The following is a 19,428-nucleotide window of genomic DNA, read 5'->3' as shown; positions in this document are numbered from 1 at the left end:
CTGATGCGATGGAAGGAGAGGCGACGATGACGACGCCCCAGCCCCGCATCGCGACCACCCGCGTGGTCACCGAGATCAACCGCACCGCGATCCTCGACGCCCTCCTCGAGCACGGCCCCCTCTCGCGCAAGCAGATCGTGCAGCGCACCGGGCTGAGCTCGGCCACCGTCGAGCGCCTCTCGGCCGCCCTGCTCTCCGAGAACCTGATCGCGGTCGACGGGCTCGAGCGCTCCTCGGGCGGGCGCCCCTCCTACCTCCTGCGCTACGCCGGCTCGTCGCGCGCCGTCGCGGCGATCGAGGTGTCCGAGACCGCGGTCCGCGGGCGGCTCGTCGACTTCGACGGCGCGAGCGTCGCGGAGGAGCGGATCGTGTTCGAGACGGGCCCCGCCTCCTCCGCCGCGACCGTGCGCCTCGAGGGCACCCTCGCGCTGGTCGAGGCCCTCGTGGCGGCCGCCGCGCAGCAGGGCCGCCTCTGCACGGGCATCGGGGTCTCGGTGCCCGGCATCGTGCACGAGGGCCGCGTGATGAACACGGTCGAGCTCGGCTGGCGCGAGATCCCGCTCGGAGCGATCATCGAGACCCGCACGGGCATCCCGACCCTCGTCGAGAACGACGCCAACGCCATCGCGTACGGCGAGTGGTCGCAGGGCGCCGCGGTCGGCACGCAGAGCGCAGCCTCGTACGTGCTGGGCGTGGGAGTCGGCGCCGGAGTCGTGAACGACGGCGCGATCTACCACGGGGCCCGCTCGGGAGCGGGCGAGATCGGCTTCCTCTTCGCCGACTCCTCCGCCCTGCGCCGCTACTTCACCGAGCAGGGCGACCTCGAGACCCGCATCGCCGCGGTCGCCGAGCGCAGCGCCTCCGGACCCGCCGCGACGGCGCGCCTGATCGACTCCGCCGCGGCCGGCGACCCGGCCGTCTCGGCCGCCGCCGACGAGCTCTTCGACCTGCTCGCCTTCTCCTGCGGCGCACTGGCCACGATCCTCGACCCCGAGGTGATCGTGCTCGCCGGGCACCTCACCCGCGCCCCGGAGTTCGCGATCGAGCAGATCTCGAAGCGGCTGGTCGGCCGCATCCCGTTCCCCCCGAGGCTCCTGGCGGGATCGCTCGGCGACGACGCCGCCCTCGTCGGCGTGGGCGAGCTGATCGCCCGACACGTGAGAGGTTCCACCTACCTTGCTCGATGAACTCCCCCTGGCCGCCGTCCGCACGGCGACCCCGCTCGCCCTGCGCATCGGGATCGACGTGGGCGGCACCAAGACCCACGTCGCCGCGGTCGGCGACGACGGCGCCCGGCTCGACCACGTCGTCCCCTCGTCGAGCTGGCGCACGGGAGCCCTGTTCTCGGACTCGGGCAATCTCGGCCGCCTGGCCGATCTGGTCCGCTCCGTCGTGCGCCTCGACGAGCGCACGACCCTCGCCGCCGGGATGCACGGCTGCGACACCCCCGCCCAGGTCGCGCTCGCCGCACGCACGCTCGAGCGGCTGCTCGCCGTGCCGGTCCGCGTCGTCAACGACGCCGAGCTGCTGGGCCACGCGGCCCGGGTCGGCGAGTGCCTCCAGATGATCGTCGGGACCGGCGCCGTGGTCGTCGGCCGCACCGCGACCGGGGCGACGATCACCGCCGACGGCTACGGCTGGCTGCTCAGCGACTTCGGCAGTGCGCCCGCGCTGCTCCGCGAGAGCGTGCGCGAGGCGCTGGTGCGGGCGGATCGCGGCGAGCTCGGCGACGACTCCCTCGTCGCGGCGCTGCGGAGCGCCTACGGGGTGCCCGATCTGACCGAGCTCGCCCTCGCCGTCACCGAGCGCGCGGGGCTGACGGAGTGGGGCGGCCACGCTCCGCTCGTCTTCGCGCACGCCGACCGCGGCTCGGCCGTGGCCCTGAACGTGATCACGGAGGCGGCGCGCCGGCTCGCGCAGAACGTGGCGTCCCTCCTGGCCCGAGGTGCTCTGGGCGACTGCGTGGTCGCAGCCGGCGGAGTGATCACGAACCAGCCGCGCCTGCAGCACGAGCTGCGGCTCGCCCTGGCCGCGGTCGCCCCCGGCGTGCGCCTCGAGGTGCTCGACGCGCCTCCCGTCGACGGGGCGCTCGTGCTCGCCGGCGCCGCCCCCGACGAGCGCCACCACCCCGCACCGTGAGAGGGGCCGGGCTCCTCGAACCCGGCCGTCGCGGCGTCGCCCTGGCCTACGCGTTCAACGGGTTCGCGCTCGCGAGCTGGACCGCGCGGCTGCCGGGCATCCGTGCCGCGGTCGACCTCGATGCCGCGGGGCTCGGCGTCCTGCTCACCGCCGGCGCGATCGGCACCCTGCTGACCGTCCCCGTCGCCGGTCGGCTCGTCGCCCGCCTCGGCGCGCTGCCCACCTACCGCCTGGCCACGCTCGTCTTCGCTGCGGCCTACACGCTGCTCACCGTCGCGCTGCTGCTCGGGCAGGTGCCGCTGCTGCTCGTCGGCAACGCGGTGCACGGAGTGGCGTTCGCGCTGACCAACGTGCCGCAGTCGATCCTCGCCGCTGGCAGCGAGCGCCGGGTCGGGCGCACGATCCTGCCGCAGTTCCACGCGGGCTACTCGATCGGATCGGCACTGGGCGCGCTGCTCGGAGGAGCGTCCTCGGCCGCCGGAGTGCCGCCGGCCGCGCAGTTCGTCGCCCTCGCCGTCGCGGCGGTCGTGGTGCGGTGGGGCATCGGCCGCCACGTCGCTCCGCTCGCCGCTTCGCTCGCCCACGAGCGCCGCTCGGCCCTCGCCGCCCGCGCCGCGGCGCTCGTGCAGAGCGGACCCGTGCCGGTCGTGCCGCGCGGGAGCCGCCGCTTCGGACTCGGCGTCTGGACGCATCCGCAGGTGCTGCTGCTCGGGCTGATCGTGTTCGCGGCCGCCCTGTCGGAGGGCACGGCCACCAACTGGTCGGCGGTCGCCGTGGTCGACGCGTTCGGAGTGACCGAGGCCGACGCCTCCCTCGGCATCACCGTGTTCCTCGTCGCGCAGACCGTGCTGCGGCTGACCGGCGGGCCGCTGATCGACCGGCTCGGGCGGGTGCGGGTGCTGACGCTGTCGTGCGCGGCGGCCGTCGCCGGCATCGCGCTGTTCGTGCTCGCTCCGGGGTACCCTGCGGCGCTGGCGGGGCTCGCGCTCTGGGGAGCCGGGTCGGCTCTGGCGGTGCCGATCGGCATCGCGGCGGCCGCGGCGGATCCGATCGACGGACCCTCGCGCGTCGCGGCGGTCACGTCGCTGTCCTCGGTCGCGAACATCGCCGGTCCGCCCGCGATCGGCGCGCTCGCGGTGCCGCTGGGCGTCCGCCCGGCGATGCTGGCGGTGGCGGTCGTCGTCGCCGCGGCGGTCGCGGCGGCTCCCCGCGCGCTGCGCCCGCGGCGCTGAGGATGCACCCGCGGACGGAACCGCGGCAACCCCTGGGGCGCGCCTCCCGGGCGGGCGCAGACTGGCACCGGCCCCGCCGACCGGCGGGCGCTCTTCGACGGAAGGAACGACCATGGACCTCGGTGGACTCGGCGACAAGGCCAAGGACTTCGCGAGCAGCGACAAGGGCGAGAAGATGACCGACCAGGGTCTCGACAAGGCCGGCGACGCCGCGGGCAAGGCCTCGGGCGGGAAGTTCGACGGACAGATCGACGGCGCCGAGAAGGCCGCCGACCAGCGCATCGGCGACGAGTAGCCGCTCCGCCGACTCGACGCGGACGGGGCCCTGCGGACGGCGCGGGCCCCGTTCCGCGTCCCCTCGGCGCCGGCCGCCCGGTCGAGTGGGCGCCCAACGGGCCCGCTGCCCGCCCGGACCCCGGACGGCGCCGGGCCGCGAGCGGCGCCCGATCAGGCCGCGCGCAGAGCCCGGAGCAGCGCCAGCACGACGACCGCCGAGCGATCCGCCGCGTCGTCGACGTGCGCCTCGAACTGCCCCGGAGCGCACAGGTCCGAGATCCCGCGGACCGACACGAACGGCACCCCGTGCACGTGCGCCGTCTGCGCGAGCGAGACCGACTCCATGTCGGTCGCCAGCGCCGCGGGGAACGCCCCGAGCACCCGCTCGACGTGGTCGCCCGAGACGAACACGTCGCCCGACACGATCAGCCCGCGGCGCACCGTGACCGCGCCGCCCGGCACCTCGGCGACCAGCTCGGCCGCCAGGGCGGGAGCGTGCCCGGAGTAGCGCGCCGGCATGCCGGGCACCTGTCCGAGCGCGTAGCCGAAGGCCCGCGCGTCGGCGTCCGTCTGCACGTACTCGTCGCCGACGACCACGTCGCCGACCCGCACGTCCGCGCCCAGCCCCCCGGCCGATCCGGCACTGATCACGAGCGGTGACGGGTCCTGGAGGACCGCCGCCGTCAGTCCGCCCGCCGCGTTCACGAGACCCACGCCCGTGCGGACCAGCAGCACGGCCCCGCCGTCGATCTCGAGGTCGTACTGCAGCGCGTTGCCGACGATCCGCGGCTCGGAGGCGCGCTCGGCCCTCGCGAGGAACGGCTCCGCCTCCTCGTCCATCGCCACCAGGACGATCGCGTCGCTCACGCGGTCACCGTCTCCCACTCGTCGCGCTGCGCGAGGAACGTGCGCGCCGCCTCCTGCGCGCCCTCGAGTGAGTGGTTCGCGCCCCAGCCGCACTGCGTCTCGTTCGCGGCGGGCACCTCGTCGGCCTCGGTGATGTCGCGGAGGGTGTCCTCGACGAGCGAGAGCACCTCGGTCAGCTCCGGCTCGCCCGACAGGATCAGGTAGAAGCCGGTCTGGCAGCCCATCGGCGAGAAGTCGACCACGCGATCGGAGTGGTTCCGCGACTTCTCGGCGAAGAGGTGCTCGAGCGAGTGCACGGTCGGCATCTCGAGGTGGGCGCGGTTGGGCTGGGTGAACCGCACGTCGTACTTCACGAGCCGGCTGCCGCCCGGCAGGGTCTTCGCGTCGGCGAGGCGCACGTACGGCGCGGCGACGGTGCGGTGGTCGAGGTTGAACGACTCGACGTTCATGCGCGGCTGATCCACGGTGGTCTCCTTCGCTGGGGTCCCTCCATTGTCCTCCGCCCGCACTCGTCATTCACTGATCGAGCAGCCCGTGCAGAGGGCGAGCCCGCTAACTCCGGGAGCCTTGCTGGTCGAGTAGCCCCGCAGGGGCGTATCGAGACCCACTGGTTCCAGCAGGCCGGTCGTCCGCCCCCGCCCTCGGGAGAGGGTGGATCTCGATACGCCCGCTGCGCGGGCTACTCGATCAGCGAACTCCAGGCCTCACCCCAAGGCGACGTCTCCCCGGAGACCCCTCATCCCCTCAGGCCCCCGGCACGAACCGGTAGCCCATCCCCGCCTCCGTCAGCAGGTACCGCGGGTGCGACGGGTCGGGCTCGAGCTTCTTGCGCAGCTGCGCCAGGTAGAGGCGCAGGTAGCCGGTGTCGGTGACGTGGGTCGGCCCCCAGATCTCGTCCAGCAGCGAGCGGCGCGTGACCAGCCTGCCCGCGTTCCGCACCAGGATCTCGAGCACCTGCCACTCCGTCGGGGTGAGCCGCACCGAGGCCCCCGCCCGCGTCGCGCTCTTCGCGACCAGGTCGATCGTCACCTCGCCGATGACCACGAGCGGCTCGCCGTCGGCCGGCTGCACGCGCCGCGAGAGGGCCCGGATGCGCGCGAGCACCTCGTCCATCGAGAACGGCTTCGTCACGTAGTCGTCGGCTCCGGCGTCGAGCGCGTCGACCTTGTCGGCGGCGCCCGTCCGCCCCGACACCACGAGGATCGGCGCGCTCGTCCAGCCGCGCAGCGCGTGGATCACCTCGACCCCGTCCAGCCGCGGCATGCCCAGATCGAGCATGTAGAGGTCCGGATGCTCGTCCACGGCCCGGTTGACCGCCTCCGTGCCGTCGCCCGCGGTCACGACCTCGTAGCCGCGCGCCGTGAGCGTGATGCGCAGGGCCCGCAGGATCTGCGGGTCGTCGTCGGCGATCAGGATCTTCACGCGTCCCCCTCGGTGGTGGTCGACGCCAGCGGCAGCGTCACCACCATGGTCAGTCCGCCTCCCGGCGTGTCCTCGGTCTCGAGTGTGCCGCCCATGCCCTCGGTGAACCCCTTCGACAGGGCGAGTCCCAGGCCCAGCCCCGTCAGGTTGTCGTCGTCGCCCAGGCGCTGGAACGGCACGAAGATCTGCTCCCGGCGCTCGGGGGCGACACCCGGTCCGTGGTCGACGATCCGGATCTGCCCGGAGCCGCCGAACGCGCTCGTCGCGATGCGCACCCGGGTCCCGGGAGGCGCGTAGCGGGCGGCGTTGGCCAGCAGGTTCACGACGACGCGCTGCAGCAGCCCCGCGTCGGCGAGCATCGCGGGCCCGTCGAGATCGAGGTCGAGGTCGACCTCGCCGGGTCCGAGTCCGAGCTCGTCCAGCGCCGGCAGCACCACGTCGGCCGCGTCCAGCGGAGCGAGCGCCACGGCGAGCGCGCCCGCCTCGAGCCGTGTGACGTCGAGCAGGTCGGTGACGAGCGCGGCCAGCACGGTCAGGCTCTCGTCGGCGGTGGCGAGCAGCTCCTGCCGGTCGCGATCGCTCCACGCGATGTCAGGCGAGCGCAGCCCGCTCACGGCGGCCGTCGCGGCGGCGAGCGGGCGGCGCAGGTCGTGGCTGACCGCCGACAGCAGGGCGCTGCGCACCCGGTCGGTCTCGGCCAGCGGAGCGAGCTCGCTCGCCGTCTCGGTCAGCGCCGCGTTCTCGAGGACGGAGTCGAGCTGCGCCGCGATCACCTGCAGCAGCCGCCGCTCGCTCGCCTCGAGCTCGCGGCCGTGCAGCTCGAGCACGGCGCTGCGCCCGACGGGCACCGCCACCGGATCCTCCTGCGGCTCCCCGTCGACGGCCACGACCGCTCCGTCGCGCACGAGCCGCACGCCGGTGAGCCCGAACGCCTCGCGCGCGCGCTCGAGGATCGCCTGCACGGCGCCCTGCCCGCGGATCACCCCGCCCGCGATCGTCGCGAGCATCTCGGCCTCGGCGCCCGACCGCTCCGCCGCCCGCGAGCGCCGCGCGGCCCGGTCGACGACCGAGCTGACCAGCACCGCGTTCACCACGTAGAGCGCGAGGGCGAGCGCGTGCAGCGGCTCGTCGACCGTGATCGTGTAGAGCGGATCGACGAAGAAGAAGTCGAGCGTGAGCCCCGAGAGCACGGCCGCGAACAGCGCCGGCCAGATCCCTCCGATCAGCGCCACGAGCACCACGAGCAGCTGGTACGAGAGCACGTCGCTCGTGATCGACTCGTCGTTCCGCAGCATCGACAGCAGCCAGGTGAGCAGCGGCCCGCCGACGAGGGCGAGGCCCATCCCGGCCAGCCGGCGCCGCAGGGTCAGCGCGCCCGCGCGCCGGGGCAGCAGGGCGCTCCTCCCCGCCGCCGAGTGGCTGACGATGTGGACGTCGATGTTGCCGGACTCGCGGATGACGGTCGCGCCGATGCCCGGGGTCAGGGCCGCGGCGAGCCTGCTGCGGCGGCTGACGCCCAGCACGAGCTGAGTGGCGTTGACCGAGCGGGCGAACTCGACCAGCGCGCGCGGCACGTCCTCGCCGACGACCTGGTGGTAGCTGCCGCCGAGCGACTCGACCAGCGCGCGCTGCGCCTCGAGCAGGTCGGGGCGCGGCGACCGCAGCCCGTCGGGCGACACCACGTGCACCGCCAGCAGGTCGCCCCCGGAGGAGCGCGCCGCGATCCGCGCCCCGCGCCGCAGCAGGGTCTCGCCCTCCGGCCCTCCGGTGAGCGTCACGACGACGCGCTCGCGCGCCTCCCATGTGCTGTCGATGCCCTGCTCGACGCGGTAGTCGCGGAGCGCGCTGTCGACCTCGTCGGCCAGCCAGAGCAGGGCGAGCTCGCGCAGCGCCGTGAGGTTGCCGAGGCGGAAGTAGTTCGAGAGCGCCGCGTCGATGCGCTCGGGCGGGTAGACGCGGCCGTCGGCGAGGCGGTCGCGCAGGGCCTGCGGAGCGAGATCGACCACCTCGATCTGGTCGGCGGCGCGCAGCACCGCATCCGGGATCGTCTCGCGCTGAGGCGCCCCGGTGATCGCGTGCACCACGTCGTTGAGCGACTCGATGTGCTGGATGTTGACCGTCGAGAACACGGTGATGCCGGCGTCCAGCAGCGTCCGGACGTCCTGCCAGCGCTTGTCGTGGCGCGAGCCGGGGGCGTTCGTGTGCGCGAGCTCGTCGACCAGGGCGATGTCGGGGCGGCGGGCGAGGACCGCGTCCAGGTCCATCTCCTCGAGCGCGACTCCGCGGTGCTCGACGCGGCGGCGCGGCACGACCTCGAGGCCCTCGAGTACGGCGGCGGTGGCGGAGCGGCCGTGCGTCTCGACCACGGCGACCACGACGTCGCGGCCCTCGTCGGCGAGCCGGCGGCCCTCCTCGAGCATCGAGTAGGTCTTGCCGACGCCGGGCGCCGCACCCAGCAGCACGCGCAGGCGGCCCTTCGTCATGCTCCTGGCCTCACCCTCGGCTCGCAGGACCGGCGCGCGGGAGGCGGGCCGCTCGCGATTCTACGAGCCGGGGGTGGGGTGCGGAGGAGCCGCTCGTCCGGCCGGCACCGCGTCACAGCCGGGCCAGCGCGAGATTCAGCTCGAGCACGTTCACGGTCTCCTCGCCGAGATACCCGAGCTCGCGCGGCTGCACCGCGTTCCCGACGAGCGCGCGCACGTCCTCCACCGCGAGTCCGCGGGCCAGAGCGACGCGGGCCGCCTGCAGCAGGGCGTACTCCGGGCTGATGTCGGGATCCAGGCCCGAGGCGGAGGCGGTCAGCGCGTCGGCGGGCACCTCGGCCGGGTCGACGCCCTCGACCGCGGCGATCGCGGCGCGGCGCTCCTGGATCGAGGCGACGAGCTCGGCGTTCTCGGGTCCGAGGTTGCTGCCGCCGGAGGCACCCGCGTCGTAGCCCGCCGCGGACGGCCGCGACTGGAACCACTCCGGCAGCGGGGCGCCCGCGGCGTCGGTGGAGGACTGGCCGATCAGCGTCGAGCCGACCACCCGGCCGTCGGCGGACACGAGCGAGCCGTTCGCCTGGGCGGGCAGGGCGAGCTGCCCGACGCCGAGGACGACGAGCGGATAGCCGAGCCCGAGGACCGCGGTCATCGCGATCATCGCGCGCAGGGCGACGGAGTAGGTGCGGAGGGTCATGGTCTCTCTTCTTCCAGAAGCAGTGGGAGGGTTCCCGCGGGACGTCCCTCGAGGCATGCCCGAAGAGGCATGTGCTGGGGCGTCCCGCGGACGGGTCCGTCAGAACCCGGGGATCGTCGCGACGACGAGGTCGATGAGCTTGATCCCGACGAACGGAGCGACGACTCCGCCGAGCCCGTAGACGAGCAGGTTGCGGCTGAGCACCTTGGACGCGGACAGCGGCCGGTAGGCGACCCCGCGCAACGCCAGCGGGATCAGCGCCACGATCACCAGGGCGTTGAACACGATCGCCGAGAGGATCGCCGAGGACGGCGAGTGCAGCTGCATCACGTTGAGCACCGCGAGCCCGGGGAAGACCCCGGCGAACATCGCCGGGATGATCGCGAAGTACTTCGCCACGTCGTTCGCGATCGAGAACGTGGTGAGCGCCCCGCGGGTGATCAGCAGCTGCTTGCCGATCCGCACGATGTCGATGAGCTTCGTCGGGTCGGAGTCGAGGTCGACCATGTTGCCGGCCTCCTTCGCCGCCGAGGTGCCCGTGTTCATCGCCACGCCCACGTCGGCCTGCGCGAGGGCCGGGGCGTCGTTCGTGCCGTCCCCGGTCATCGCGACGAGGTGGCCGCCCTCCTGCTCGCGGCGGATGAGCGCGAGCTTGTCCTCGGGGGTCGCCTCGGCGAGGAAGTCGTCGACCCCCGCCTCCGCCGCGATCGCACGCGCCGTCAGCGGGTTGTCGCCCGTGATCATCACGGTGCGGATGCCCATCGCGCGGAGCTCCGCGAAGCGCTCGGCCAGTCCGTCCTTCACGACGTCCTTGAGGTGCACGACTCCCAGCACCCGGGCGCCCGAGCCGTCCTTCACGGCGACGACGAGCGGAGTGCCGCCGCTGCCCGAGACCGCGTCGACCGATTGCGCGAGCTGCGCGGCGAGGGGCGCGGCGAGGGGACCCTCCTGCTCGACCCAGGCGCGCACCGCCGCGGCGGCGCCCTTGCGGATGGCGGTGCCGTCGGCCAGGTCGAGCCCGCTCATCCGCGTCTGCGCCGTGAACGGCACGACGATCGCCCGCTCGGGCTCCAGGACCGTGCGGCCGGAGGCGACCGCCAGATCCACGATCGACCGCCCCTCGGGAGTCGGATCGCTGAGCGAGGACGACGCGGCGGCGTCCGCCAGCGCGGCCTGCGCCACTCCCGCGACCGGGAGGAACTCGGTGGCCCGCCGGTTGCCGTACGTGATGGTGCCGGTCTTGTCGAGCAGCAGCGTCGTCACGTCGCCGGCCGCCTCGACGGCGCGTCCCGACATCGCGAGCACGTTGCGCTGCACGAGCCGGTCCATGCCCGCGATGCCGATGGCCGAGAGCAGGGCGCCGATGGTGGTCGGGATGAGGCAGACCAGCAGTGCCACGAGCACGGGCACGCTGACCGGGGCCGCCGCGTACGACGCGATCGGGTTGAGCGTCAGCACGACGATCACGAACACGATCGACAGGCTCGCCAGCAGGATGTCGAGCGCGATCTCGTTCGGCGTCTTCTGCCGCGAGGAGCCCTCGACCAGTCCGATCATGCGGTCGACGAAGGTCTCGCCCGGCTTCGCGGTGATGCGCACGACGATGCGGTCCGAGAGCACCCGGGTGCCGCCGGTGACCGCGCTGCGGTCTCCCCCGCTCTCGCGGACGACCGGAGCGGACTCGCCCGTGATCGCGGATTCGTCCAGGGAGGCGATGCCCCAGACGATGTCGCCGTCGCCGGGAACGAGGTCCCCCGCCTCCGCCACGACGACGTCGCCGAGCTGCAGCGACGAGGACGGCACCTCGCGCAGCTCGGACGCCGCCGCCGACGGATCCGCCGGGTCGTAGCCGACGACGCGGCGGGCCGGAGTGCTGGTGCGCGTCCTGCGCAGGCTCTCGGCCTGCGCCTTGCCGCGGCCCTCGGCCACCGACTCCGCGAGGTTCGCGAAGACCACCGTGAGCCAGAGCCACAGGGCGATGCCCGCGGTGAACGTCACCGGCACGGTCGAGCCGCCCGACGGCTCCGGCCCGCCGAGGAACGGCTCGGCGATCGCCAGCACCGTGAGCAGCACCGCCCCGATCTCCACGAGGAGCATCACCGGGTTGTGCCGCATCAGGCGCGGATCGAGCTTCCGGACGGCGCCCGGCAGAGCGGCGGCGAGTCGGCGCGGCCCGAAGGCGGCGCGCTCCGCTCGGGGAGCCGGGACCGGCTCGACGGGCGGTGCGGTGAGAGTGGACGACATGATCAGAGCCCTTCCGCCAGGGGTCCCAGCGCGAGTACGGGGAAGTAGGTGAGGGCGGTGACGACGATCGTCACTCCCACGAGGAGGCCGACGAACTGCGGCCGCGCGGTGGGCAGGGTGCCCGCGCTCGCGGGCACCGCCTTCTGCGCGGCGAGCGATCCGGCGAGCGCGAGGACCAGCACGATGGGCAGGAAGCGGCCGAGCAGCATCGCGACTCCGAGAGCCGTGTTCAGCCACGGAGTGCTCGCCGTGAGCCCCGCGAACGCCGAGCCGTTGTTGTTCGCGGCAGAGGTGAAGGCGTAGAGCACCTCCGACAGGCCGTGCAGGCCGGGGCTCAGGATCGACGTGCTCTCGACGTCCTCCCGCACCCCCGGGATCGCGAAGCTCAGCGCGGTGCCGGTGAGCACCAGCGTCGGGGTGACCAGGATGTACAGGCTCGCGAGCGTGATCTCGCGCTGCCCGAGCTTCTTGCCCAGGTACTCCGGAGTGCGGCCGACCAGCAGCCCGCCCACGAACACGGCGAGGATCGCGAGCACGAGCATCCCGTAGAGCCCCGAGCCGACGCCGCCCGGCGCGACCTCGCCGAGCATCATGTTCAGCATCGGCATCATGCCGCCGAGCGCCGTGGCGGAGTCGTGCATCGAGTTCACCGCGCCGGTCGAGGTGAGCGTGCTCGCGCTGCCGAACAGCGTCGACCCGGCGATGCCGAAGCGGGTCTCCTTGCCCTCCATCGCGGCTCCCGCGGCCTGCGCCGCCGACCCGCCGCCGGCCAGCTCGAGCGCGGTGAAGGCGCCGAGCGACACGGTGAAGACCACCGCCATGGCGGCGAGGATCGCGCGGCCCTGCCGCACGTCGCCGACCATCCGCCCGAAGGTGCGCGGCAGGCTGAACGGGATCGCCAGCATGAGCACGATCTGCAGGAGATTCGTCCAGGCCGAGGGGTTCTCGAACGGATGCGCGGAGTTCGCGTTGAAGTACCCGCCGCCGTTCGTCCCCAGCATCTTGATCGCCTCCTGCGACGCGACCATGCCGCCCGGGATGCTCTGCGCGCCGCCCGTCAGCGTCTCGACCTCGAGCGGGGCCGCGAGGTTCTGCACCACGCCGCCCGCGACCAGCACGATCGCGGCCACGATCGACAGCGGCAGCAGCAGGCGCAGCACTCCGCGGGTCAGGTCGACCCAGAAGTTGCCGAGCGTGCCGGAGGAGCGCCGCGCGAACCCGCGGATCAGCGCCACCGCGACGGCCAGGCCGACCGCGGCCGAGACGAAGTTCTGCACCGCGAGACCGGCGAGCTGCACCGTGTGGCCGAGGGTGAGCTCCGGCGAGTACGACTGCCAGTTCGTGTTGGTGACGAACGAGATCGCGGTGTTGAACGCGACCCCCTCCGGCACGGCGGGCAGCCCGGGCGAGCCGGGCAGCACGGCCTGCAGGCGCTGCATCCCGTAGAGCAGGAGCACGCCGATCAGCGAGAAGGCGAGCACGGCGCGCAGGTACGCGCGCCAGCTCTGCTCCGACGAGGAGTCGACCCCGATCACGCGGTAGAGACCGCGCTCGAGGGCGAGGTCGCGGCTCGAGGAGTAGAGGCGCGCCATGCCGTCGCCCAGCGGGCGGTGCACGAGCGCGAGGGCGAGGCCGACCGTGGCGACCTGGAGGACGGCGAGCAGCGTGCCCATCAGAACCGCTCCGGCCGCACGAGCGCGACGAGCAGGAGCACCACGGCGCCGATCGCGAGGACCGCGGCGAGCGCGTCGAAGACGATCACCGCGACTCCTCCGGCTCGCGGGCCGCACGGGAGTCGGCGGCGCGGACCGGAGGGCCGAGCTTCTCGACCCCCTTCGCGGCGAGGCCGACGACGAGGAACAGGGCGAGCACACCGAGGAGGTGGGCGAGGTCGAGCACGGAGGACTCCATCCGGAGGCGGACAGCGCTCGAACGAGCGCACGAGTCCCGATGCAACACCCGCGCGCGGCCCCCGGATCCGCTCCTCACGGTTTCCCTACGGCCCACCCCGGAATGCTCACGGTTCCCCTACGGCAGGCGCCGTGAGAGCGGTCTCCCCCTGCAACAGCGGGGCTGCGGCCGTGAAGGTCACGGTTTCGCAACGGTCTCCCGCGCGCTTTACAGCAGCCGGGCCGCGCAATATGTTGTCTCCGTGGACAAAGCCCTTCGGGGCTCCCCGCCCCTCCCGGGCGACGACACGACGGCGTGCATCCATCCGTGCACGCTCTCGCGCCGTCCTTCTCACTCGGACACTGCTTTCAGAGAGGAATGCACTCCATGAAGTTCTCGCGTGGACTCACGACGCTGGCCACCGCCGGCATCATCACCCTCGGCCTCGCCGCCTGCTCGGCCAGCCCCGCCAACTCCGGCGCGCCGCGAGCGGCGAGGGCGCCGAGGGCGACTGCACCGTCGGCATCTCGATGCGACCCGCAGCCTCGAGCGCTGGATCAACGACGGCGAGGGACTCCAGTCCCAGCTCGAGGACGAGGGCTGCACCGTCGACCTCCAGTACGCCGACAACAAGACCGACCAGCAGATCTCGCAGATCCAGAACCAGATCGCCGGCGGCTCCAAGATCCTCGTGATCGCGGCCATCGACGGAGAGGCGCTCGCGCCGGTCCTGTCCGAGGCGAAGAAGCAGAACGCCACCGTCATCGCCTACGACCGTCTGATCAACGGCACCGCCGACGTCGACTACTACGCGACGTTCGACAACTACAAGGTCGGCCAGCTCCAGGGCCAGTACATCGAGGAGACCCTCGACCTCGCGAACGCCGCGGGCCCCTTCACCCTCGAGCCCTTCGCCGGCAGCCCCGACGACAACAACGCCAAGTTCTTCTTCTCGGGCGCGTGGGACGTCCTGCAGCCCTACGTCGAGAGCGGCAAGCTCGTCGTCCCGTCGGGCAAGTCGCCCGCCTCGAACGACGACTGGGCCTCCATCGGCATCCAGGGCTGGGCCTCCGACAAGGCGCAGTCCGAGATGGACAACCGCCTCTCCTCCTTCTACACGGGCGACCAGAAGGTCGACGTCGTGCTCTCCCCCAACGACAGCCTCGCGATCGGCATCGAGGCGTCGCTGAAGTCCGCCGGCTACGCGCCCGGCGCCGACTACCCGGTGATCACCGGTCAGGACGCCGACAAGGCCAACGTCAAGGCGATCCTCGCCGACGAGCAGTCCATGACCGTGTGGAAGGACACCCGCACCCTGGGCGACCGCGTCTTCCAGATGGTGCAGTCGATCGTCGCGGGCGAGGAGCCCGAGGTGAACGACACCGAGACGTACGACAACGGCGAGAAGGTCGTCCCCTCCTACCTCCTCGAGCCGCAGGTCGTCGTGAAGGACGACGTGCAGTCGACCCTCGTCGACTCCGGCTTCCTGAAGGCCGGTGACGTCGGGCTCTGATCCCGAGGCGGGGGCGGGGAGGAGTGATCCTCCCCGCCCCCGCTCACCCCGTCCTCACCCACCACGACCACGAAGCGAGGCCCCGTTGGCCAGTCCCATCCTCATCATGCGCGACATCGTCAAGGAGTTCGGCGGCGGCGTCCGCGCCCTCGACGGCGTCTCGCTCTCGGTGCAGCCCGGCGAGGTGCACGCGATCTGCGGCGAGAACGGCGCCGGCAAGTCGACGCTGATGAAAGTCCTCTCGGGCGTGTACCCCACCGGCAGCTTCGAGGGCGCGATCGAGTTCGAGGGCCGGGCGGCCCAGTACCGCTCGATCAACGACAGCGAGGCCGACGGCATCGTGATCATCCACCAGGAGCTCGCCCTCAGCCCCTACCTCTCCATCGCCGAGAACATCTTCCTCGGCAACGAGAAGTCCAAGCGCGGAGTCATCGACTGGAACGCGACCAACGCCGAGGCGGCGACGCTGCTCGCGCGGGTCGGCCTCGCCGAGAACCCCGCGACCAAGATCCTCGAGCTCGGAGTCGGCAAGCAGCAGCTCGTCGAGATCGCCAAGGCCCTGGCCAAGCGCGTGAAGCTCCTCATCCTCGACGAGCCCACCGCGGCGCTGAACGACGAGGACAGCGACCACCTGCTGGGCCTGATCGACCAGCTGCGCCGTCAGGGCATCACCTGCATCATCATCAGCCACAAGCTGAAGGAGATCCGCGCGATCGCGGACACCGTCACGATCATCCGCGACGGCCGCACGATCGAGAGCTTCGCGATGACGGCGGAGCAGGCGAGCGAGAGCCGCATCATCCGCGCGATGGTGGGCCGCGACCTCAACAGCATGTTCCCGCCGCGCGATCCCCAGATCGGCGAGGAGAAGCTGCGCGTCGAGAACTGGACCGTGCACCACCCCGTCGACGTCGACCGCGTGGTCGTCGAGGACGCCTCCTTCACCGTGCGCGCCGGCGAGATCGTCGGATTCGCGGGGCTGATGGGCGCGGGCCGCACCGAGCTCGCGATGAGCATCTTCGGCCGCAGCTACGGCACCGGCATCTCGGGCCGCGTCTTCAAGGACGGCAAGGAGATCCAGACCCGCACCGTCGACGAGGCGATCCGCAACGGCCTCGCCTACGCGACCGAGGACCGCAAGCGCTACGGCCTCAACCTCATCGGCGACATCACCGTCAACGTCTCGGCCGCCGCGCTCTCGCGCCTCGCCCGTCTCGGAGTGATCGACAAGCACCGCGAGTACAAGGTCGCCGACTCGTACCGCTCGAAGATGAACATCAAGGCCCCGAGCGTCTCCGCCGTCACCGGCAAGCTCTCGGGCGGCAACCAGCAGAAGGTCGTCCTCTCGAAGTGGATCTTCTCGGGTCCCGACGTGCTGATCCTCGACGAGCCCACCCGCGGCATCGACGTGGGGGCCAAGTACGAGATCTACGGCATCATCAACGAGCTCGCGGCCCAGGGCAAGGCCGTCGTCGTGATCTCGTCCGAGCTGCCCGAGCTGATCGGGCTCTCCGACCGCATCTACACCATCTCCGAAGGCCGCATCTCGGGCGAGGTCGCCCGCGCCGATGCGACCCAGGAGCACCTCATGCACTTCATGACCGCAGGGAAGGACCAGGCCCGATGAGCGCCACGACCACCACAGCGCCGAGCGGCACGCCCGCGAACACGCCGTCCACGCCGCCGCGGCGCGGGCTCCGGATGAACGTCAACTTGCGCCAGTACGGCATCCTCGCCGCGCTCGGCGTCATCATCCTGCTCTTCCAGCTCCTGACCGGCGGGCGCCTGCTCCTGCCCGGCAACGTGAACAACCTGATCCAGCAGAACGCCTACGTGCTGATCCTCGCGATCGGCATGGTGATGGTGATCATCGCCGGCCACATCGACCTCTCGGTCGGCTCGGTCGTGGCGATGGTCGGAGCGATCTCGGCGATCGCGATGAACAACTGGGGCCTGCCCTGGGGAGTCGCCGTCGTGGTGGCGCTGCTCACCGGAGCACTGGTCGGCGCCTGGCAGGGCTTCTGGGTGGCGTTCGTGGGCATACCCGCGTTCATCGTGACCCTCGCGGGCATGCTGATCTTCCGCGGATTCACGCTCGTCCTGCTCACGGGCGGCACGATCAACGGCCTCCCGACCGCCTTCACCGCCATCGGAGCCGGCTGGCTCCCGGGCGTCCTCGGCGGCATCCTCGGCCGCGACGCGCTCACCCTGCTGCTCGGAGTCGTCGTCTCGGCGGTCCTCGTCGTGCAGCAGCTGCGCACCCGCGCCACGCTCCGCCGCCTCGAGCTCCCGCGCGAGCCGATCGCGTCCTTCTGGATCAAGGCCGGCATCGCGGTCGTCGCGATCATGGCCCTCGCCTGGCTGCTCGCGGGCTACAGCGGCACCCCGATCATCCTGATCGTGCTCGCCGTGCTGATCCTCGCCTACAGCTTCGTCCTCGGCCGCACCGTGTTCGGCCGCCACATCTACGCGATGGGCGGCAATCTCTTCGCCGCGATGATGTCGGGCGTGAAGACGAAGTGGGTCAACTTCTTCATCTTCGTGAACATGGGCGTGCTGGCCGGAGTCGCCGGCGTCGTCAGCACGGCCCGCGCGGGCGGCGCCGTCGCCTCCGCCGGCCAGAACTACGAGCTCGACGCGATCGCCGCGGTCTTCATCGGAGGAGCAGCGGTGCAGGGCGGAGTCGGCACCGTCGTCGGCGCGGTCATCGGCGGCCTCGTGATGGGCGTGCTCAACATGGGCCTGTCGATCCTGTCGGTCGACGCCGCGTGGCAGATGGCCATCAAGGGCTTCGTGCTGCTGCTCGCCGTCGCGTTCGACATCTTCAACAAGCGGCGGGCGGGCGGCCGCTAGCCGCTCCCGGATCGCCTCGGGCGGGCCCTCTACTATGACGGGGCCCGCCCGAGTCGTCCGACCGCGCCGCGGGCCGCACCGACGAGAGACGGGTCAGCATGGCAGGAGCAGTCGGCGCCTCGAGCAACGCTCTGCTCCGCCGCCACAACCTCGCCGCGATCGCCACGCTGGTCCACCGCTCCGGGCCCCTCAGCCGTGCCGAGCTCTGTCAGCGGACGGGTCTGAACCGCTCCGCCGTCGCGAACCTGGTCGGCGAGCTGTCCGGCCTGGGCTGGGTGGAGGAGGAGACGACGGCTCCCACGGGCCGCATCGGCCGCCCGAGCGCCACCGTCGTCCCCGGTCGCGCGTTCGCCGTCGTCGGAGTCCACCTCGACACCGACGCGATCATCGTCGGCCTCGTCGGGATGAACGGCGACCTCCTGCGCCGCGTCCGCTTCGACACCCCCACTCCCGCCACCCCCGACACCGTCCTGCGCGTCGTCTCGGGCATCGTCGACGGCTTCCGCTCCGAGAAGGAGGGGCACCGCATCCTGGTCGGCGCGGGCGTCGCGGTCCCGGGCCTGGTGCACGCCGACTCCGGCTTCGTGCACATCGCGCCGCACCTGGGCTGGCGCGACGTCGACCTCGCGAAGCGCCTCGGCCGCGCACTCGCGCTGCCGGTCGCGGTCGGCAACGACGCGAGCCTCGGCGCGATCGGCGAATCGCTCTTCGGAGCCGCGCGGGGCGTGGCCGACGTCGTCTACGTCACCGGCGGCGCGAGCGGCATCGGCGGCGGCGTGATCATCGACGGCCTCCCGCTGCGCGGCTCCTCCGGATTCGCGGCCGAGCTCGGCCACACCCTGGTCGCCGCGGGCGGGACCCGCTGCGGCTGCGGCCGCCACGGCTGCCTCGAGGCCGAGGTGCGGATGCGCTCCCTCCTCGACGTCCTCGGCGCGCGGGTCCTCGACCAGGACGAGCTCGACATCGCGCTCGGCACCTCCCGCGACCCCGCGGTCCTCGCCGAGGTCGCCCGCCAGGTCGACCTGCTGGCCGAGGGCCTCTCCACCTTCATCAACCTCTTCAACCCCACCTCCGTCGTCCTCGGCGGCTTCCTCGGCTCCCTCCTCACCGTCGACCGCGAGCGCCTGGCCGCGCGGGTCTCGGCGCGCGCCCTCAGCGACCTCGCCCGCGGCGTCCGGATCGAGCGCGCGGCACTCCGATCGCGTCTGGAGCTCGTGGGCGCCGCGGAGCTGCCCTGGCGGCGGGCGCTCGCGGATCCCGCAGCCGTCGGCGGCGGCTCCCCCGAGCCGGACCCGGTCGCCGCGACCGCGTCCGTCGACGCCCGCTGGTGAGCGCGGCGCCCCGGACCGGTGAGCCCCGCTCGCCGCAGAAGAAGGAGAACGTCGTGGCCGGCTTCACCGAGACGATCATCGAGGAGTTCCGCGCGAACGGCGGAACGGTGACGACCGCCGGCTTCGGCCGCTCGCTGGTGCTGCTGCACTACGTCGGCGCCCGCTCCGGCGAGGAGCGCATCGCGCCGCTGATGGCGCTGCACCCCTCGGACGACGTCCGGCTCCTGGCCGCCTCCGCCGCGGGCGCGCCGAAGCACCCCGCCTGGTTCCACAACCCCGTCGCCGAGCCCGGCACCGTGATCGAGACTCCCGACCACGGCACCGTCCCCGTCCGGGCCCGCATCCTCGAGGGCGCCGAGCGCGACGCCGGCTGGAGGCTCTTCACCGACGCCTCCGACGGCTTCGCCGGCTACGAGAAGAAGACGACCCGCGTCATCCCCGTCGTGGAGCTCACCCGCCGCTGACCTCTCCCGCGAGACCCGAG

At 72.8% G+C, this 19,428-nt stretch carries 17 protein-coding genes and 1 pseudogene; 9 read left to right on the top strand and 9 right to left on the bottom strand.

Going from position 1 to position 19,428, the window contains the following annotated elements; translation table 11 throughout:
- The first annotated feature begins 26 nt into the window (after positions 1-26).
- The 4 genes from B0T42_RS00635 (at position 27) to B0T42_RS00620 (ending at position 3,666) form a co-directional block, all read left to right on the top strand.
- Positions 27-1,187, top strand: a complete 1,161-nt coding sequence (locus B0T42_RS00635; RefSeq protein ID WP_158077993.1) for an ROK family transcriptional regulator — start codon at positions 27-29, stop codon at positions 1,185-1,187.
- Positions 1,177-2,139 (top strand): N-acetylglucosamine kinase, encoded by a 963-nt coding sequence (locus B0T42_RS00630; protein ID WP_077221513.1) that lies wholly within the window; start codon positions 1,177-1,179, stop codon positions 2,137-2,139. The genes B0T42_RS00635 and B0T42_RS00630 overlap by 11 nt, the downstream gene beginning before the upstream one ends.
- Positions 2,136-3,371, top strand: coding sequence for an MFS transporter (locus B0T42_RS00625; protein ID WP_077221512.1), 1,236 nt, complete (start codon positions 2,136-2,138; stop codon positions 3,369-3,371). The genes B0T42_RS00630 and B0T42_RS00625 overlap by 4 nt, the downstream gene beginning before the upstream one ends.
- A 112-nt stretch (positions 3,372-3,483) precedes the next feature.
- A complete protein-coding gene (locus B0T42_RS00620; RefSeq protein ID WP_077221511.1) occupies positions 3,484-3,666 on the top strand; it encodes an antitoxin in 183 nt (60 codons plus the stop codon).
- Between the two features lie 152 nt (positions 3,667-3,818).
- Here B0T42_RS00620 and mtnN read toward each other — a convergent pair whose 3' ends face one another.
- From mtnN to B0T42_RS20410, 9 genes are all read right to left on the bottom strand, one after another.
- A complete protein-coding gene (mtnN, locus tag B0T42_RS00615; protein WP_236720028.1) occupies positions 3,819-4,514 on the bottom strand; it encodes a 5'-methylthioadenosine/S-adenosylhomocysteine nucleosidase in 696 nt (231 codons plus the stop codon).
- Positions 4,511-4,963: an S-ribosylhomocysteine lyase gene (locus tag B0T42_RS00610; protein WP_077221510.1), complete on the bottom strand. Its 453-nt coding sequence runs from the start codon at positions 4,961-4,963 to the stop codon at positions 4,511-4,513. Before B0T42_RS00610 ends, mtnN begins: the two co-directional genes overlap by 4 nt.
- Positions 4,964-5,258: 295 nt before the next feature.
- A complete protein-coding gene (locus B0T42_RS00605) occupies positions 5,259-5,936 on the bottom strand; it encodes a response regulator (protein WP_055794006.1) in 678 nt (225 codons plus the stop codon).
- Positions 5,933-8,419 carry a DUF4118 domain-containing protein gene (locus B0T42_RS00600; protein WP_077221509.1) on the bottom strand — a complete coding sequence of 829 codons (2,487 nt, stop codon included), beginning with the start codon at positions 8,417-8,419 and terminating at the stop codon, positions 5,933-5,935. Before B0T42_RS00600 ends, B0T42_RS00605 begins: the two co-directional genes overlap by 4 nt.
- A gap of 112 nt (positions 8,420-8,531) precedes the next feature.
- Positions 8,532-9,113, bottom strand: coding sequence for a potassium-transporting ATPase subunit KdpC (gene kdpC, locus B0T42_RS00595; RefSeq protein ID WP_077221508.1), 582 nt, complete (start codon positions 9,111-9,113; stop codon positions 8,532-8,534).
- 99 nt (positions 9,114-9,212) lie between these two features.
- Complete coding sequence (gene kdpB / locus B0T42_RS00590; RefSeq protein ID WP_077221507.1) at positions 9,213-11,357, bottom strand: potassium-transporting ATPase subunit KdpB; 2,145 nt, start codon at positions 11,355-11,357, stop codon at positions 9,213-9,215.
- Between the two features lie 2 nt (positions 11,358-11,359).
- Positions 11,360-13,030: a potassium-transporting ATPase subunit KdpA gene (kdpA, locus tag B0T42_RS00585; RefSeq protein WP_077221506.1), complete on the bottom strand. Its 1,671-nt coding sequence runs from the start codon at positions 13,028-13,030 to the stop codon at positions 11,360-11,362.
- Positions 13,030-13,119 carry a potassium-transporting ATPase subunit F gene (locus tag B0T42_RS00580; RefSeq protein WP_077221505.1) on the bottom strand — a complete coding sequence of 30 codons (90 nt, stop codon included), beginning with the start codon at positions 13,117-13,119 and terminating at the stop codon, positions 13,030-13,032. The genes kdpA and B0T42_RS00580 overlap by 1 nt, the downstream gene beginning before the upstream one ends.
- A complete protein-coding gene (locus tag B0T42_RS20410; protein ID WP_173892262.1) occupies positions 13,116-13,256 on the bottom strand; it encodes a hypothetical protein in 141 nt (46 codons plus the stop codon). The genes B0T42_RS00580 and B0T42_RS20410 overlap by 4 nt, the downstream gene beginning before the upstream one ends.
- 378 nt (positions 13,257-13,634) lie before the next feature.
- Here B0T42_RS20410 and chvE point away from each other — a divergent pair.
- The 5 genes and pseudogenes from chvE to B0T42_RS00555 all read left to right on the top strand — a co-directional run bounded on the left by chvE (position 13,635) and on the right by B0T42_RS00555 (position 19,408).
- A pseudogene (gene chvE / locus B0T42_RS00575) lies at positions 13,635-14,760 on the top strand (multiple monosaccharide ABC transporter substrate-binding protein).
- A 106-nt stretch (positions 14,761-14,866) separates the two neighbouring features.
- Positions 14,867-16,387 (top strand): multiple monosaccharide ABC transporter ATP-binding protein, encoded by a 1,521-nt coding sequence (gene mmsA / locus B0T42_RS00570; protein ID WP_077221504.1) that lies wholly within the window; start codon positions 14,867-14,869, stop codon positions 16,385-16,387.
- Positions 16,384-17,613, top strand: coding sequence for a multiple monosaccharide ABC transporter permease (gene mmsB / locus B0T42_RS00565; RefSeq protein ID WP_077221503.1), 1,230 nt, complete (start codon positions 16,384-16,386; stop codon positions 17,611-17,613). The genes mmsA and mmsB overlap by 4 nt, the downstream gene beginning before the upstream one ends.
- A 98-nt stretch (positions 17,614-17,711) precedes the next feature.
- Positions 17,712-18,944 carry an ROK family transcriptional regulator gene (locus B0T42_RS00560; protein ID WP_077221502.1) on the top strand — a complete coding sequence of 411 codons (1,233 nt, stop codon included), beginning with the start codon at positions 17,712-17,714 and terminating at the stop codon, positions 18,942-18,944.
- Positions 18,941-19,408 carry a nitroreductase/quinone reductase family protein gene (locus tag B0T42_RS00555; RefSeq protein ID WP_201788456.1) on the top strand — a complete coding sequence of 156 codons (468 nt, stop codon included), beginning with the start codon at positions 18,941-18,943 and terminating at the stop codon, positions 19,406-19,408. Before B0T42_RS00560 ends, B0T42_RS00555 begins: the two co-directional genes overlap by 4 nt.
- Positions 19,409-19,428 lie beyond the last annotated feature (20 nt).

Source organism: Rathayibacter rhapontici (assembly GCF_001995175.1).
Classification (GTDB): Bacteria; Actinomycetota; Actinomycetes; order Actinomycetales; family Microbacteriaceae; genus Rathayibacter.
Note: the sequence above shows the minus strand (reverse complement) of the source record. Positions and strands in the feature narration are given on the sequence as shown.

Bases quoted from the DNA above. Each gene is read 5' to 3' on its own strand.
- B0T42_RS00600 (WP_077221509.1), bottom strand. From the start codon at position 8,419: ATGACGAAGGGCCGCCTGCGCGTGCTGCTGGGTGCGGCGCCCGGCGTC.
- kdpB (WP_077221507.1), bottom strand. From the start codon at position 11,357: ATGTCGTCCACTCTCACCGCACCGCCCGTCGAGCCGGTCCCGGCTCCC.
- B0T42_RS00610 (WP_077221510.1), bottom strand. From the start codon at position 4,963: ATGAACGTCGAGTCGTTCAACCTCGACCACCGCACCGTCGCCGCGCCG.
- kdpC (WP_077221508.1), bottom strand. From the start codon at position 9,113: ATGACCCTCCGCACCTACTCCGTCGCCCTGCGCGCGATGATCGCGATG.
- mmsA (WP_077221504.1), top strand. From the start codon at position 14,867: ATGCGCGACATCGTCAAGGAGTTCGGCGGCGGCGTCCGCGCCCTCGAC.
- kdpA (WP_077221506.1), bottom strand. From the start codon at position 13,030: ATGGGCACGCTGCTCGCCGTCCTCCAGGTCGCCACGGTCGGCCTCGCC.
- B0T42_RS00560 (WP_077221502.1), top strand. From the start codon at position 17,712: ATGGCAGGAGCAGTCGGCGCCTCGAGCAACGCTCTGCTCCGCCGCCAC.
- mmsB (WP_077221503.1), top strand. From the start codon at position 16,384: ATGAGCGCCACGACCACCACAGCGCCGAGCGGCACGCCCGCGAACACG.
- B0T42_RS00635 (WP_158077993.1), top strand. From the start codon at position 27: ATGACGACGCCCCAGCCCCGCATCGCGACCACCCGCGTGGTCACCGAG.
- B0T42_RS00620 (WP_077221511.1), top strand. From the start codon at position 3,484: ATGGACCTCGGTGGACTCGGCGACAAGGCCAAGGACTTCGCGAGCAGC.